Annotated in this window: 15 protein-coding genes; 14 read left to right on the top strand and 1 reads right to left on the bottom strand. The window is 73.6% G+C overall.

All coding sequences use genetic code 11. The annotated features are described in order from the left end of the window. Positions 1–63: 63 nt before the first annotated feature. Positions 64–1,257: a pyridoxal phosphate-dependent aminotransferase gene (locus ACZ66Z_RS13590; RefSeq protein ID WP_469934126.1), complete on the bottom strand. Its 1,194-nt coding sequence runs from the start codon at positions 1,255–1,257 to the stop codon at positions 64–66. 196 nt (positions 1,258–1,453) lie between these two features. Between ACZ66Z_RS13590 and ACZ66Z_RS13585 the strand changes: the two genes are divergently transcribed. The 14 genes from ACZ66Z_RS13585 (at position 1,454) to ACZ66Z_RS13520 (ending at position 15,436) form a co-directional block, all read left to right on the top strand. Then, positions 1,454–1,627, top strand: a complete 174-nt coding sequence (locus ACZ66Z_RS13585) for a hypothetical protein (RefSeq protein WP_469934125.1) — start codon at positions 1,454–1,456, stop codon at positions 1,625–1,627. Between the two features lie 488 nt (positions 1,628–2,115). Then, positions 2,116–2,634 (top strand): DUF2617 family protein, encoded by a 519-nt coding sequence (locus ACZ66Z_RS13580; RefSeq protein WP_469934124.1) that lies wholly within the window; start codon positions 2,116–2,118, stop codon positions 2,632–2,634. Between the two features lie 75 nt (positions 2,635–2,709). After that, positions 2,710–4,452, top strand: coding sequence for a spermidine synthase (locus tag ACZ66Z_RS13575; protein WP_469934123.1), 1,743 nt, complete (start codon positions 2,710–2,712; stop codon positions 4,450–4,452). Between the two features lie 61 nt (positions 4,453–4,513). Beyond that, complete coding sequence (locus ACZ66Z_RS13570) at positions 4,514–5,446, top strand: SRPBCC family protein (protein ID WP_469934122.1); 933 nt, start codon at positions 4,514–4,516, stop codon at positions 5,444–5,446. Between the two features lie 70 nt (positions 5,447–5,516). Further along, positions 5,517–6,302 (top strand): aldose epimerase family protein, encoded by a 786-nt coding sequence (locus tag ACZ66Z_RS13565; protein WP_469934268.1) that lies wholly within the window; start codon positions 5,517–5,519, stop codon positions 6,300–6,302. Between the two features lie 33 nt (positions 6,303–6,335). After that, positions 6,336–6,875, top strand: coding sequence for an orotate phosphoribosyltransferase (pyrE, locus tag ACZ66Z_RS13560; protein WP_469934121.1), 540 nt, complete (start codon positions 6,336–6,338; stop codon positions 6,873–6,875). Between the two features lie 222 nt (positions 6,876–7,097). Then, positions 7,098–8,120: a class II fructose-bisphosphate aldolase gene (fbaA, locus tag ACZ66Z_RS13555; RefSeq protein ID WP_469934120.1), complete on the top strand. Its 1,023-nt coding sequence runs from the start codon at positions 7,098–7,100 to the stop codon at positions 8,118–8,120. An 87-nt stretch (positions 8,121–8,207) separates the two neighbouring features. Then, positions 8,208–9,377: a MalY/PatB family protein gene (locus ACZ66Z_RS13550; RefSeq protein ID WP_469934119.1), complete on the top strand. Its 1,170-nt coding sequence runs from the start codon at positions 8,208–8,210 to the stop codon at positions 9,375–9,377. 42 nt (positions 9,378–9,419) lie between these two features. After that, entirely contained in the window at positions 9,420–10,904 is a 1,485-nt protein-coding gene (locus ACZ66Z_RS13545) for an MFS transporter (RefSeq protein ID WP_469934118.1), read from the top strand. A 14-nt stretch (positions 10,905–10,918) separates the two neighbouring features. Continuing rightward, positions 10,919–11,332 carry a DUF3151 domain-containing protein gene (locus ACZ66Z_RS13540; RefSeq protein WP_469934117.1) on the top strand — a complete coding sequence of 138 codons (414 nt, stop codon included), beginning with the start codon at positions 10,919–10,921 and terminating at the stop codon, positions 11,330–11,332. Positions 11,333–11,758: 426 nt separating this feature from the next. Beyond that, a complete protein-coding gene (locus ACZ66Z_RS13535; protein WP_469934116.1) occupies positions 11,759–12,610 on the top strand; it encodes a tryptophan 2,3-dioxygenase in 852 nt (283 codons plus the stop codon). Beyond that, positions 12,603–13,805 carry a kynureninase gene (gene kynU, locus ACZ66Z_RS13530; RefSeq protein WP_469934115.1) on the top strand — a complete coding sequence of 401 codons (1,203 nt, stop codon included), beginning with the start codon at positions 12,603–12,605 and terminating at the stop codon, positions 13,803–13,805. Before ACZ66Z_RS13535 ends, kynU begins: the two co-directional genes overlap by 8 nt. A gap of 93 nt (positions 13,806–13,898) precedes the next feature. Further along, positions 13,899–14,768, top strand: a complete 870-nt coding sequence (locus ACZ66Z_RS13525) for an alpha/beta hydrolase family protein (protein WP_469934114.1) — start codon at positions 13,899–13,901, stop codon at positions 14,766–14,768. A gap of 125 nt (positions 14,769–14,893) precedes the next feature. After that, positions 14,894–15,436, top strand: a complete 543-nt coding sequence (locus ACZ66Z_RS13520) for a hypothetical protein (RefSeq protein ID WP_469934113.1) — start codon at positions 14,894–14,896, stop codon at positions 15,434–15,436. The last annotated feature ends 3 nt before the right edge of the window (positions 15,437–15,439 follow it).

Genomic DNA, 15,439 nt, shown 5'->3' with positions numbered 1-15,439 from the left:
CGCGCGCGAGAGCCCGGCCCCCCGCGGGGGGCCGGGCTCCCGCGCGTTCCGGGGCGCGCCGCCTCAGGCGAGGCGCTTGAGGCGGGAGACGGCCTCCTCCAGGACCTCGGTCTTCTTGCAGAAGGCGAACCGGACGAAGGGGGCGCCCTCCTCGCGGTGGTCGTAGAAGACCGCGTTGGGGATGGCGACGACGCCCGCGCGCTCCGGGAGGGAGCGGCAGAAGGCGAAGCCGTCGGTGGCGCCGAGGGGCCGGACGTCGGTGGTGACGAAGTAGGTGCCGGCCGGGCGGTAGACCTCGAAGCCCGCCTGCGCGAGACCCTCGCTCAGCAGGTCCCGCTTGGCGCGCAGGTCGGCGCGCAGGCCGTCGAAGTAGGCGGCGGGGAGCCGCAGGGCCTCGGCGATCGCGTACTGGAAGGGGCCCGAGGAGACGTAGGTGAGGAACTGCTTGGCCGAGCGGACGGCGGAGGTCAGCTCGGGGCTCGCGGTGATCCAGCCCACCTTCCAGCCCGTGAACGAGAACGTCTTCCCGCTCGAACCGATGGTGACCGTGCGCTCCCGCATGCCGGGCAGGCTCGCGATCGGCAGGTGCTCGGCCCCGTCGAAGACCAGGTGCTCGTACACCTCGTCCGTGACGACCAGCAGGTCCCGCTCGACCGCCAGCTCGGCGACGGCGGTCAGTTCGGCCCGGGTGAGGACCGTGCCGGTGGGGTTGTGCGGGGTGTTGAGCAGGATCAGCCGGGTCCGGTCGGTGACGGCGGCCCGCAGCTCGTCGAGGTCGAGGACGAAGCGTCGGTCGGCGGCTCCGTCGCGGACGCCCTCGTGGGGGCGGAGGGTGACGGGGACCCTGGTGCCGCCGGCCATCGCGATGCAGGCCGCGTACGAGTCGTAGTACGGCTCCAGGGCGATCACCTCGTCGCCCGGCTCGACCAGGGCGAGCAGGGCCGCCGCGATCGCCTCGGTGGCGCCCGCCGTGACGAGGACCTCGGCGTCGGGGTCGTACGCGAGGCCGTACCGCTCCCGCTGGTGGTCGGCGATCGCCGACCGCAGCTCGGGGACGCCGGGGCCGGGCGGGTACTGGTTGCCGCGGCCGTCCCGCAGCGCGCGGACCGCCGCCTCCCGCACCTCCTCCGGGCCGTCGGTGTCGGGGAAGCCCTGACCGAGGTTGATCGACCCGGTCCTGACGGCGAGCGCGGACATCTCGGCGAAGATCGTCGTCCCGAACTCGGCGAGGCGGCGATTGAGCAGCGGTCGTGTCATGACGGCCATCCTGGGGCCAAGCTCTGGACTTGCTCAAGTGCGCTTTGGCGGGAGTCCGGACCGGGGATCGCCCTGGCATGAACATCGCATTCTTCATCCTCGGGATCGCGGCAGTGATCGCGATCGTGGTGTGGATCGTCGCGAGCGCGCTGAGCGGGACGACGCGCGTGAGCCGCGGCGGCGGCAGTGACAGCTGGTGGGCCGGTTCGTCGTCGTCCTCGTCGTCGTCCTCTTCCTGCTCCTCGTCCTCGTCGTTCTCCTGCTCCAGCTCGTCGTGTTCGAGCTCCTCCTGCTCGTCGTCCTCGTGTTCCAGCTGCTCCAGCTCGTCCTCGTGCAGCTGAAGCTCTGGACTCGCTCAAGTCGTCTTTGACGGGGTGTCGGACCGGGCATCCCCCTCGCACAGAAGAACGGGGGTAGTACTGATGGAATTCTTCGTTTTCCTCTTCGTCGCGTTCGTGGTGATCGGGGCGCTCTCCAAAGCCCGTAAGGGCGGCGGCAAGCGGCGCGGCGGGCGCAAGGGCCGGGGCGGGAGGAGCTGGGCCGACGGTGGTGGGGGCGGCGGCTGCGGCGGGAGCAGCTCCTGTGGTTCCGGCAGCTCGTGCGGGTCCGGATGCGGTGGTGGAGGCTGCGGCGGCAGCTGATTGAACAAGTGAACTGTTGGGGCCCCGAAGGGGTTGGAAAACACAGCAAGTTGGGTAAAACCGCTGCGAGTCGCCCGGCGCACATGGTTCTCTCGCTCCTGACAGAGACAGCCCTCGGACCGTGTGTGGACCCGAGCCGGCGATACCCCACTCCCGTAGAACCCTTCTCCGGGGCGCCCCCGGCCCACCCGTCAAACCGTGTTTGCGGAGCCGACCCATGCTCACCACCCTGAAGACCTCCTACACCGACACGCGCGCGGCAGATCTGGCCTGGGCCCTCGGGCGCGAGCCGCTGCCCGCGCTCGCCGTGCTCGATCTCGAACTCTCCGGCGCCAAACTCCAGTTGAGGCTGCTCGGCGCCTCCCATCAGGTCCTCCTGGAGGAGGAGGGGAACCGCTGCTCGGAGACCGTGGCCTGCATGCAGGGCAGCAGCACCCCGCTCCCGCTCGGCGTGTCCAAGCGCGTCGGCGAGTGGGAGTACGAATTCGCGGCGCGCGTCGAGACGCTCACGCACGGCTCCTTCGCGGGCCGTGCGCAGGAGCTGCTCGCGCTCGTCGCCGACCACCCCAACGGACTCGCGGGGACCTTCCCCGGCTCCCCGCACGCCTTCACGGCGATGCTGGCGCAGCGCCACGAGGGCCAGGTGCGGTGGCGCACCTGGCACGCCTACCCGCAGGAAGGGCAGTTGGTGGTGACCAGGACCCGTATCGGCGCACGTATGCCCGCAACACTCTGATGCGCCCTCCTGGAGCTCCATGTGCACTCGTGTGGGTGACAAAGGGTACGAGAGTCGTGACGTAGCGTTACGGTCATGATCGAGCCGACCGTGACCATGCCACCCAAGAGGGTGCGCCGGCCGCCTGTGCGGCGGCCCGTGCGGCCGCCGCGCGAGGCGGTGCGGTTCCCGGTCCTCGCGGTCGTCTTCGTCTGCGCCGCCTGCGGCCTGGTCTACGAGCTCGAACTCGTCGCCCTCGCCTCCTACTTGATCGGCGACTCGGTCACCCAGGCCTCCGTCGTGCTCTCCGTGATGGTCTTCGCGATGGGGGTGGGATCGCTCCTCGCCAAGCGGCTGCGCTGCCGCGCCGCCGTCGGCTTCGGCCTGGTCGAGGCCGGGCTCGCGCTGATCGGCGGCTGCTCGGCGATGGTGCTGTACGCGGCCTTCGCCTGGCTGGGCGAATCGCGGTACGTGCTGGTGGCGTTCTCCCTCGCCATCGGGGTGCTCATCGGTGCCGAGATCCCGCTCCTGATGTCGCTCATACAGCGGGCGGACCGGGAGCGGGGAGGACGGGACCGGGGAGGACGGGGCCGGGCAGGGCGAGGGCGGGGCGGAGGGGAGAGGGCCGGAGGGGCCGGGCGGCAGGCCTCGCCCGGGGAGCAGGACGACGCCGCGGGGACGGTCGCCGACCTCTTCGCCGCCGACTACGTCGGCGCGCTCGTCGGCGGCCTCGCCTTTCCCTTCCTGCTGTTGCCCTGGCTCGGCCAGCTCACCGGCGCGCTCGTCACCGGCGCGGTCAACGCGGTGGCGGGCGGCGGCCTCGTCCTCTGGGTGTTCCGCCACGACCTGACCCCCCGGTCCCGGGCCCTGCTCGTGGCCGTGAACCTGTGCGTCCTGACCGTCCTCGCCACCGCGACCGTCCTCGTCGACGACTTCGAACAGGCCGCGCGCCGCGCCGTGTACGGGGAGCGGGTGCGGGTCGCCGTCCACACCGACCTCCAGGAGGTCGTGGTGACCGGGGACCGCGAGGAGCCGCCCGACCTGTTCCTCGACGGACGGCTGCGGGTGGCCGGCCGGGACGAGTACCGCTACCACGAGGCGCTCGTGCACCCCGCGATGAACGGTCCGCACACGCACGTGCTGATCGTCGGCGGCGGCGACGGGATGGCCGCCCGCGAGGCCCTGCGCTACGCCGGGGTCCGCTCCGTCACCGTCGTCGAGCTCGACCCGGGGGTCGTCCGCCTCGCCCGTACGGACCCGGCGCTCGCCAGGCTCAACGCGCAGGCCTTCCGCGACCCCCGCGTCCACGTGGTCCACGCGGACGCGTTCAACTGGCTGAGGGGCTCCGCGGACCGTCTGCAGGAACGGTACGACGTGGTGATCTCCGATCTGCCCGACCCGGGGATCACCCCCAGCGCCAAGCTCTACTCGGAGGAGTTCTACGGCCTGGTGGCCCGGGTGCTCACCGCCACCGGGCGGTTCGCCGTGCACGCCGGGTCGGCCACCGACCGGCCCCGCACCTACTGGACCGTCGACGCCACCCTGCGCGCCGCCGGCTTCGCGACCCGTCCGTTCAGCGCGGCCGGCCGCACCCCCGGCTTCGCCGCCGGACCCGACCGCGCCGACCGCGCCGACCGTACGGGGCGGGGGCCGCGGGACTGGGGCTTCCTCCTGGCCGTACGGGGCGACCGGCCGCCCTTCCTCGGCCTCGCCCCCGGCGCGCCCCGGCTGCGCTCGCTCGGCGCCGGGACCCTGGAGGCCGCCGCGCGCCGCGCCGAACGGACCCGGGGCGCCGCACCGCCGCCCTCGACCCTGGTGCACCCCCGGTACGGGGTCTGACGGGGACACCCCCAGGGCGAACAGGCGACGCCGCGCCCCCGTCTGAGTAGGCTCGGCTTCCATGGAGCATGAGGTGTTCGTTCCCGTCCCGGCCGAGGCCCTGCGCGCGACGCTCACGGACCCGGCCCGCGTGGTGCGCTGCGTGCCCGGTCTTCAGCGCGACGCCGACGAGGAGGCCGGGCCCCTCAGGGGTCGGCTGAAGGTGCGGGTCGGCGGCAACACCATCACCTACCGGGGCGCCCTCAAGGTCGTCGAGCGGGACGGGGCCATCACCTACGAGGGGGAGGGCGCCGAGGTGCGGGGCAAGGGCTCGGCCGAGCTGTCCCTCACCGTCGTCCTCACCCCGGCGGCCGAGGGGACCAGCCTGATCTTCACCGGCGCCCTCACGGCGGTCGGCCGGCTCGCCGACGCGACGGACGAGGCCTGCTCCGCGGCGGGTGCCAGGCTCCTCGACAAGTTCGTGGAGGCGGTGGCCGCGCTGGCGGGAGAGCCGGAAGAGGCCGCGGGGACGGCCCCCGGGGAGGCCCTTGAGGAGGCTGCCGCTCCGGGGAGGGCCTCCGAGCAGTCCCTCGAAGGGGTTACCGGGAAGGCCCTTGAGCAAGCTCCCGAGGAAGCCCATGAGGAGGTTCCCGAGGAGGCCTCCGACGACGACGGGGTCGACGACGGGGTGGAGGAGCCGTCCGCGCGGGGCTCCGTCTTCGACACGCCGGTGCCGCCCCCGCCCCTCGACCCGCTCCTCGGCGAGGACTTCGGCGACACCCCGATCGAGTTCCCCGCCCCGCAGCCCGCCGCCGAGGCCGCGCACGCCCGCCGGACCATGATCGGGCGGAGTGCCGAGGAGGTCGACCACGCGCCGCCGCGCGGCCGGTACGCCCCCGTCCCCGCCCCCGAGGCGACGAGCGCAGGCGCCACCCTGCGCTGGATCGCGCCGGCCGCGGCCCTCGCGCTCGCCTCCGCCGTCGTCGTCGGCCGGGCACTGCGCCGCCGCCGCTGAAACGGCCCCGGCGGCACCAGGTCCCCTCCGGCCCGACCGGCACGACACCCCCTAGGCTCGGGGGGTGAGCATGCAGACGCGACTGACGGCGGGCGACGCCGAGTTGACCATCGACCCCGAACACGGCTGCCGGATCGAGAGCCTGCGCATCGGCGGCACCGAGGTGCTGCGCCAGGGCGAGCGGTACGGCGCCTTCCCCATGGTGCCCTGGTGCGGGCGGACCGAGAACGGCCGTTTCCGCAACGGCGCCACCACGTACCGGCTGCCGGTCAACGCCGCCCCGCACGCCATCCACGGCACCGTTCGCGACCTCGCCTGGAAGACCGCCCGGACCTCCGCGACCGAGGCCGTCCTCACCTGCGAGCTCGGCGACCCCTGGCCGTACCGGGGCCGGGTCACCCAGGTCTTCGAGCTGGCCGAGGACTCCCTCACCCTCCGCTTCGGCGTCGAGACCTACGACGACTCCTTCCCGGCGCAGGCCGGCTGGCACCCCTGGTTCCTGCGCAACCTGGGCCGGGGCGGCCAGGACGTGCGGATCGACTTCACGCCCGCCTGGCAGGAGGAGCGCGGGGAGGACCACCTCCCGACCGGCCGCCGCATCGATCCCCTCCCCGGTCCCTGGGACGACTGCTTCGGCATGCCCGACGGCGTCGACGTCACCCTCACCTGGCCGGAGGAGCTGGAGCTGAAGGTCGCGAGCCGCGCCGAGTGGGTCGTGATCTACGACGAGCCCGAGGAGGCGGTCTGCGTCGAGCCGCAGTCCGGTCCGCCGAACGGCCTCAACACCCATCCGCGCCTGGTCACCCCGATCGACCCCCTGGAGGTCGAGAGCACCTGGAGCTGGCGTCGGCCGTGAAAGCCGGAAAAGACGCCCCTTAAGCTGCTGAGCATGACTGACGTACGCGCTGAGCTGCTCCAGCAGATCAAGGACAAGGCCGTGGTGCACGGCAAGGTGACCCTCTCCTCGGGTCTGGAAGCCGACTACTACATCGACCTGCGTCGCATCACGCTGGACGGCGAGGCCGCGCCGATGGTGGGCCAGGTCATGCTCGACCTCACGGCCGACCTGGACTTCGACTGCGTCGGCGGGCTCACCCTGGGCGCCGACCCGGTCGCGACCTCGATGCTGCACGCCTCCGCCGCGCGCGGACAGCGCCTGGACGCCTTCGTCGTGCGCAAGGCGCAGAAGGCGCACGGCATGCAGCGCCGCATCGAGGGCACGGACGTCAAGGGCCGTCGCTGCCTCGTCGTCGAGGACACCTCGACCACCGGCGGCTCGCCGCTGACCGCGGTCGAGGCCGTCCGCGAGGCGGGCGGCGAGGTCGTCGCCGTGGCCACCATCGTGGACCGGGGCGCCGCCGGAGCCATCGACGAGGCGGGGCTGCCGTACCTCACCGGCTACCAGCTGGCGGATCTCGGCCTGGCGTAAACGCCGCGAAGTCGTGACGTGGGGTCCGGACTCCTGGCGAAACGGTCCTGACCTGGTGTTTTCCCGAGGGGCGGGGTGTTTCACGTGAAACACCCCGCCCCTCGGCACGTCACGCCCGTGGGAGCCCGCACAAGAGTCTGGAAAGATGGGCCGCGACGATGACGTCGCCCCTAGGTCAGGGACAGCAACGCACACACCCCGCACATCACAAGGAGCGGACGAATGCCCATCGCAACCCCCGAGGTCTACAACGAGATGCTCGACCGGGCGAAGGCAGGCAAGTTCGCCTACCCGGCCATCAACGTGACCTCGTCCCAGACCCTGCACGCTGCGCTGCGCGGCTTCGCGGAGGCCGAGAGCGACGGCATCATCCAGATCTCGACCGGCGGTGCCGAGTTCCTGGGCGGTCAGCACAACAAGGACATGGTCACCGGCGCCGTCGCCCTGGCCGAGTTCGCGCACATCGTCGCCGCGAAGTACGACATCACGGTCGCCCTCCACACCGACCACTGCCCGAAGGACAAGCTGGACGGCTACGTCCGCCCGCTGCTCGCCGTCTCCGCCGAGCGCGTCGCCCGTGGCGAGAACCCGCTGTTCCAGTCGCACATGTGGGACGGCTCCGCCGAGACCCTCGCCGACAACCTGGCCATCGGCCAGGAGCTGCTCGCGAAGGCCGCCGCCGCCAAGATCATCCTTGAGGTCGAGATCACCCCGACCGGCGGCGAGGAGGACGGCGTCAGCCACGAGATCAACGACGAGCTGTACACCACCGTCGACGACGCCATCCGCACCGCCGAGGCCCTCGGCCTGGGTGAGAAGGGCCGCTACCTGCTCGCCGCGTCCTTCGGCAACGTGCACGGCGTCTACAAGCCGGGCAACGTCGTGCTCCGCCCCGAGCTCCTCAAGGACCTCCAGGCGGGCGTCGCCGCGAAGTACGGCAAGGCCGACCCGTTCGACTTCGTCTTCCACGGCGGCTCGGGCTCGACGGCCGAGGAGATCGCCACCGCGCTGGAGAACGGCGTCGTGAAGATGAACCTCGACACCGACACCCAGTACGCCTTCACCCGCCCGGTCGTGGACCACGTGTTCCGCAACTACGACGGCGTCCTGAAGGTCGACGGCGAGGTCGGCAAGAAGTCCACCTACGACCCGCGCACCTGGGGCAAGCTGGCCGAGGCCGGCATGGCCGTCCGCGTGACCGAGGCGTGCGCCGCGCTGCGCTCGGCCGGTACGAAGCTGAAGTAGGCGTCACCGCCGACACACGGTGTTGTACGAGCGGCCCGGTACCCCCACCCTGGCGTGGGGGTACCGGGCCCTCGCCATGTCGGAAGGGTGATCGTGACGTACGACTTCGACCGGAAGACAGACCGGCACGGGACCTGGTCGGTCCAGTGGGACGGGACGGCGGACCGCTTCGGCGTCCCCGACCTGCTGCCCTTCACCGTCTCCGACATGGACTTCGCCTCCCCGCCGGAGGTCCTCGCGGCCCTGCGCGAGCGCGTCGACCACGGGGTCTTCGGCTACACGGACTGGCGCCTCGGGGAGTTCCGGGAGGCGATCCACCACTGGTACGCGAGCCGGTACGGCGCCGAGATCGACCCCGGGACGCTGGTGTACGCGCCCTCCGTGCTCTCCCAGCTCTCGCAGCTCCTCCAGATGTGGACGGAACCCGGGGACGGCGTGGTCGTGCACACCCCCACGTACGACGGCTTCCGCAAGGCCGTCACCGGCCTCGGGCGCGAGCTGCGGGGCGTCCCGGTCGACGACCCGGCGGCCCTGGAGCGGGAACTCGCCCGGCCGGACAGCCGGATCCTGCTGCTCTGCTCCCCGCACAACCCGACCGGCCGGGTGTGGACGGAGGAGGAGCTCGCCGTCTTCGCCGAGCTGGCCGAGCGGTACGGCGCGGCCGTCGTCAGCGACGAGATCCACGCCGACCTGACGACCGAGGGCCTCCGGCACGTCCCCTGGACCCGGGTCGCCGAGCCGGGCCGGGGCCGCCGCTGGGCCCTGATCACCTCCGGTACGAAAGCCTTCAACTTTCCGGCCCTCTCCGGCTCGTACGGCATGGTCGGCGACCCCGACGAGCGCGAGGCGTTCATCCGGCGCATGGAGACCGGCGAGGGGCTCGCCTCGCCCGCGGTGCTCTCCCTGACCGCCCACATCGCCGCCTACCGGCGGGGCGCGGCCTGGCTGGACGAGCTGCGCGGATACGTGGCGGGGACGATGGACATGGTCCGGGAGCGCCTCGCGGAAGGGCTGCCCGAGGTCGACTGGAAGCCCCCGCAGGCCGGCTACCTGGCCTGGATCGACCTGCGGCCGCTCGGCGTCGAGGAGAACCGGCTCCAGGAGGAGCTGGTGGCCGTGGAGAAGGTCGCGATCATGCCGGGCGGGGTGTACGGCACGCCGGGCTTCGTCCGGCTGAACGTCGGCTGCCCCCGCAGCAAGGCCGAGCGGGGCGTGGACGCGCTGGTCCGCGCGGCCAACCGCCTGCGCACGGCCTGAGACCGGCGCGCGGTGGCCCCCGCTTCGCGGGACCATGCAGGCATGGGCGTACGGGACGTGCGGATGGCCTCGGGGACCGGCCGGTGGATCGTGTTCACCACCGTCCTCGGATCCGGGATGGCGCTGCTCGACTCGACCGTCGTCAATGTCGCCCTGCCGCACATCGGCGAGGACCTGGGCGCCGACCTCGCCGTCCTCCAGTGGACGGTCAACGCCTACATGCTGACCCTGGCCGGGCTGATCCTGCTCGGCGGCTCGCTCGGCGACCGGTTCGGGCGGCGGAAGGTCTTCGTCGTCGGGGTGGTGTGGTTCGCGCTCGCCTCGCTGGTGTGCGGCCTCGCCCCGAACGCGGGAGTGCTGATCGCGGCCCGCGCCCTCCAGGGAGTGGGCGGGGCGCTGCTCACGCCCGGCTCCCTCGCGCTGATCCAGGCGAGCTTCCACGAGGACGACCGGGCGCGGGCCGTCGGGCTCTGGTCGGGCTTCGGCGGCGTGGGCGCGGCGATCGGGCCGTTCGTGGGCGGCTGGCTGGTGGACGGACCGGGCTGGCGGTGGGTGTTCCTGCTGAACGTGCCGCTCGCCGCCGTCTGCGTGCCGGTCGCGCTGCGGCACGTGCCGGAGTCGCGGGACGAGACCGCGCACGGGCGCTTCGACGTGCTCGGCGCGGTCCTGGGTGCGGCGGCGCTCGCCCTCGTCACGTACGCGCTGATCGGCGCGGTCTGGTGGGCCGGGGCGGCCGGGGCGGTGGTCGGGGCCGGGTTCGTGGTCGTGGAGCGGCGGCGCGGGGAGCGGGCGATGGTGCCGCCGTCGATCTTCCGGTCGCGGCTGTTCACCGCGGTCAACCTGGTCACCCTGTGCGTGTACGCGGCGTTCGGCGGCTTCTTCTTCCTGGCGGCCCTCCAGCTCCAGGTGGTCTCCGGCTACTCGGCGCTCGGCGCCGGCACGGCCCTGCTGCCGACGACCGTGCTCATGCTGCTGCTGTCGGCGAAGTCCGGGGAGCTGGGGGAGCGGATCGGGCCCCGGATCCCCCTCACCGTGGGGCCGCTGCTGTGCGCGGCCGGGATGCTGCTGATGCTGCGGGTCGGGGAGGACGCCTCGTACGTGCGGGACGTGCTGCCGGCGCTGCTCGTCCTCGGGCTCGGCATGACGGCCCTGGTCGCCCCGCTGACCGCGACCGTCCTCGCCTCGGTGGACGTGTCCCGGGCGGGCCTCGCGAGCGGCGTCAACAACGCGGCCGCCCGGGCGGCCGGGCTGATCGCGGTGGCCGCGCTGCCGCTGCTGGCCGGGATGGGCCCGGAGGCGTACCGCTCGGCGGACGAGTTCGGTGAGACGTTCCGGCGGGCGATGCCGATGTGCGCGGGGATCCTGGTGGTGGGCGCGGTCCTCGCCTGGACGACCATGCGGGCCCCGGCCGCGTCGGCGGGCTGCCACCCGGAGTGCAGGGTCCACTGCGGGGTGCAGGCCCCGCCCCTGGACCCGGGCCGACGGGCCTCCCCGGCCGGGGAGACGGACGGCGGGGCGGGGTCCTGAGGCAGACTGGGCCCATGGCCATCCATGAGAACCTCCTGGGGGGACCGGCCCCCACCCACCTGCCCGACGAGCCGGGTCCGCGCGAGCTGCTCGCGAGCGGTACGGCGCCGGCGGACGTCGCCGCGAAGTACCCGACCTCCTCGCTCGCCTGGGCCCGGCTCGCCGACGACGCCTACGAGCGCGGCTCGGTCGTCGAGTCGTACGCCTACGCCCGCACCGGTTACCACCGCGGCCTGGACGCGCTGCGCCGCAACGGCTGGAAGGGCCACGGCCCGGTGCCGTGGGAGCACGAGCCGAACCGCGGCTTCCTGCGCGCGCTGCACGCCCTGGCCCGGGCGGCCGGCGAGATCGGCGAGAAGGACGAGTACGAGCGCTGCACGACCTTCCTGCGCGACTCCTCGGAGACGGCGGCGGAGACCCTCGGCTGACGCTCCTCGGAGACGGCGGCGGAGACCCTCGGCTGACGCTCCTCGGAGACGGCGGCGGAGACCCTCGGCCGACGCTCACCGGAGACGGCGGCGGAGACCCTCGGCCGACGCTCACCGGAGTCGCGCCGGGACGCCCCGGAGACTCCCGGGAACGCCCTTCCTCCCCGACGGGAGGGAGGGCGTTCGCGTTCACGGGCGCGCGGTCCGCGGGGATCCGGCGGGCCGAGGGCCCGCACGGCTGCCGGTCGAACGCTCTTCCGTGCGGCGAAGAGGGGATCTACATCGCGGGCCCGATCGTGTCATGATGCGCTTGGGACGCGCGCGAAGAAGCACGCCTCCCGAGGGGACCGGAGCTCCCGCGGCGCGCAGCAGAGCGCCCGCGGTGGAGCGGACCGCTACCCGGTAGCCCGTATCGAGGAGACAGAAATGTCCACCTTCCCCGATGCCTCCGGAGCCGGCTCGGTCGTCGACGACCCGAACCTCGACTTCGCGGGCACGACGCCGTACGAGGACTACGTCCAGGCGGACGTCCTCACCCACCTCCAGCACCTCCGCTCGGACGACCCCGGCGAGATGGTCTTCCTGGTCACGACCCAGGTCATGGAGCTGTGGTTCACGGTGATCGTCCACGAGTGGGAGACCGCGAGCCGCGCCCTGCGCGAGGACCGGGTCCCCGTCGCGATGGACGCCCTCAAGCGCTCGGTGCGCGAGCTGGAGGCCCTCAACCACTCCTGGCGGCCGCTCGCCCAGCTCACCCCCGGCCAGTTCAACGCCTACCGGGCGGCGCTCGGCGAGGGCTCCGGCTTCCAGTCGGCGATGTACCGGCGGATGGAGTTCCTGCTCGGGGAGAAGTCCGCGTCCATGCTCGTCCCGCACCGGGGCGCGCCCCGCGTCCACGCCGAGCTGGAGAAGGCGCTGCACGAGCCCAGCCTGTACGACGAGGTCCTCGGCCTCCTCGCCCGGCGCGGCCTGCCCGTACCGGCGTCGGTCCTCGGCCGCGACCTGGCGCAGCGGTACGAGCCCTCGCCCGAGGTCGAGGCGGTCTGGGCCGGGATCTACGCGGACGCCGACCAGAACGGCGAGCTCGTCCGGCTCGGCGAGGCCCTGAGCGACGTCGCCGAGCTGGTCTGGCGCTGGCGCAACGACCACCTGGTGGCGACCCGGCGCGCGATGGGCGCGAAGACCGGCACCGGCGGCTCCGCCGGCGTGGCCTGGCTGGAGAAGCGGGCCCAGAAGAACGTGTTCCCCGAGCTCTGGACGGCCCGCAGCCATGTCTGACGACCTCCTGAAGCGGGCCCTGGAGCTCGACGCCGCCGACGGCCTCGCCGGGCACCGCGCGAAGTTCGCCCTCGACGAGGAGACCGTCTACCTGGACGGCAACTCGCTGGGCGCCCTGCCCGCGCACGTCCCGGCCCGCATGGCCGACGTCATCGCCCGCGAGTGGGGCGAGCTGCGCATCCGCTCCTGGGACGAGTCCGGCTGGTGGACCGCGCCCGAGCGGATCGGCGACCGGATCGCCCCGATCGTCGGCGCCGCCCCGGGACAGATCGTGGTCGGCGACTCGACGAGCGTGAACGTCTTCAAGGCGGTCGTCGCGGCCGCCCGGCTGAGCGGCGACGGCCGCGACGAGATCCTCGTCGACGCGACGACCTTTCCCACGGACGGGTACATCGCGCGGTCCGCGGCGCGGATGACGGGTCACGAGATCGTGGCGTGCGACCCGGCCGACATGGCGGCCGCGGCGGGCGACCGCACGGCCCTCGCGCTCGTCAACCACGTCGACTACCGCACGGGCCGGCTCCAGGACCTGCCCGGGCTCACCGCCGCGCTCCACGCGGCGGGCGCGCTCGCGGTCTGGGACCTGTGCCACAGCGCGGGCGCCCTGCCCGTCGGCCTGGACGCCCACGGGGTCGACCTGGCCGTCGGCTGCACCTACAAGTACCTGAACGGCGGCCCCGGTTCGCCCGCGTACCTGTACGTCGCCGAGCGCCACCAGGCCGCCTTCGACTCGCCGCTGCCGGGCTGGAACTCGCACGCCGACCCGTTCGGCATGACCCCCGGCTACGAGGCGGCGGCCGGCGCGCTCCGGGGCCGGGTCGGCACGCCCGACATCCTGTCCATGCTGGCCCTCGAAGCGGCGCTCGACGTCTGGGACGGCGTCGCGGTCGAGGACGTCCGGGCCAAGTCGCTGGCGCTGACCGACTTCTTCCTGGAGTGCGTCGGGGCGTACGTCCCCGAGGGCGGCGTCTCCTCCGTGACCCCCGGGGCGCACGGAGAGCGCGGCAGCCAGGTGGCGCTGCGCTGCGCGGACGCGCCCGCCGTCATGGCGGAGCTGATCAAGCGCGGGGTCGTGGGCGACCTGCGCCGTCCGGACGTCCTGCGGTTCGGCTTCACCCCGCTGTACGTGGGCTTCGCGGACGCGGAGCGGGCGGCCCGGATCCTCGCGGACGTCCTCGGGGGCCTCGGCGGCTGATCGGACGATCGCCTGATCTGCGGGGGTTCCGGTGCTGGTACCGTCCCCGCAGGTCAGGCCAATTCGGCCGCGTATCCGAGAGGTTGGAACAGCATGCCGGACCCCGCCGCGCGCGATGCCGCCGAAGAGGCGTCGGCCTTCTCGCACCCGGCCGTCGCACCGGACGCCACCGCCGCGTACGGCGACCACCCGGACCAGGTGGTCGACTTCTACGCCCCGCGCGACGGGCGCACCCGGGCCCCGCTCGTCGTCGCCCTGCACGGCGGCGCCTGGCGGGCACCGTACGACCGGCAGCACCTGACCCCGTTCGCGGACTTCCTGGCCCGCCGGGGCTTCGCGGTGGCCAACGTCGAGTACCGGCGCGGTTCCGGCCTCCCCCACCAGGGCGGCACGTCCCCGGTCGCCGGGCGCTGGCCGGAGACCTTCGACGACGTGGCGGCGGCGCTCGACGCCGTGGCGGACCTGGCCGCCGGGCACCTTCCGCAGGCCGACCCCCGGCGGACCGTCCTCACCGGCCACTCGGCGGGCGGCCACCTCGCGCTGTGGGCCGCCGCCCGGCACGTCCTGCCCGCCGGCTCCCCGTGGCGGCTCCCCGGCCCGCCGGAGCTGCGCGGGGTCGTCGCCCTCGCCCCGATCGCCCACTTCGGGCGGGCGGTGGAGCTCGGGGTGTGCGGCGGCGCGGTCACGGAACTCCTGGGTGGCGAGGGGGAGTACGCGGTGCGGTCGGCCGCCGCGGACCCGTCCGCCCTCCTCCCGACGGGCATCGCGACCACCCTCGTCCAGGGCCGCGAGGACGTCGTCGTGCCGTACGCGGTGGCCGAGGCGTACGCGGGGGCGGCGTCGAAGGCGGGCGAGGAGGTCGGCCTGACGCTCCTGGAGGGCATCGGCCACTTCCCGCTGATCGACCCGGCGGCGGACGCGTGCGCGGTGGTGGCGGAGGAGATCGCCCAACTGGCCTGGTGAGCGGCCGTCCTGGAATCCGGGACTCCCCCGAGGAAGCAACCTCGGAGGCGCGGGCACCTCCGGCTTCCTGACGTACTCCTTCGCACGCATCCGACTCCTTCGCATCCGAGACCAGCCGGGAGCTGGTGTGGACGCCGTACGACGGCGGTGCCGCGGTCTCGCTCCTGGGCCCCGAGGGCTGGGCCACGGGCGCCGGCGACGTCGTCGTCCTCGGCGACGACTCCTGGTCCGCCGACTTCCGTTCGATCACCCTGCGGAACCGCCCCCGAGGAGTTCACCCAGAGGGTGACCGCCCCCGCGAGCGGCACCCTGTCTCCCTCGACCGGGACGGTGTCATCGCGGGCGTGGACGCGCCGAACGGCACGTACGGCGCGGAGGCCGAGGCGAGGCTGCTCGACGGCAGCGGCGACCCCGCCCACCAGGGCTGGTCCACGACCGTCGTGCGTACGGCCGACCCGCACGACCTCACCGACGACGGCTCCACCGACGTCCTCGCCCGGGACGCCTCCGGCGTGCTGGGGCGCGACGACCTGCGGGACCGCCCGGTGGGCGGCACGTACGTCTACCGCTCCACCGGCTCGGCCACGGCGCCGTTCACGCGCATGACGACGAACCCGTACGCGGGCGAGGGCACCGGGTTCGACCACGTCGCCCGAGGCCCGCCCTAGTCC

This window comes from Streptomyces sp. NPDC107498 (assembly GCF_055582805.1).
This window is presented reverse-complemented; position numbering and strand designations above follow the sequence as displayed.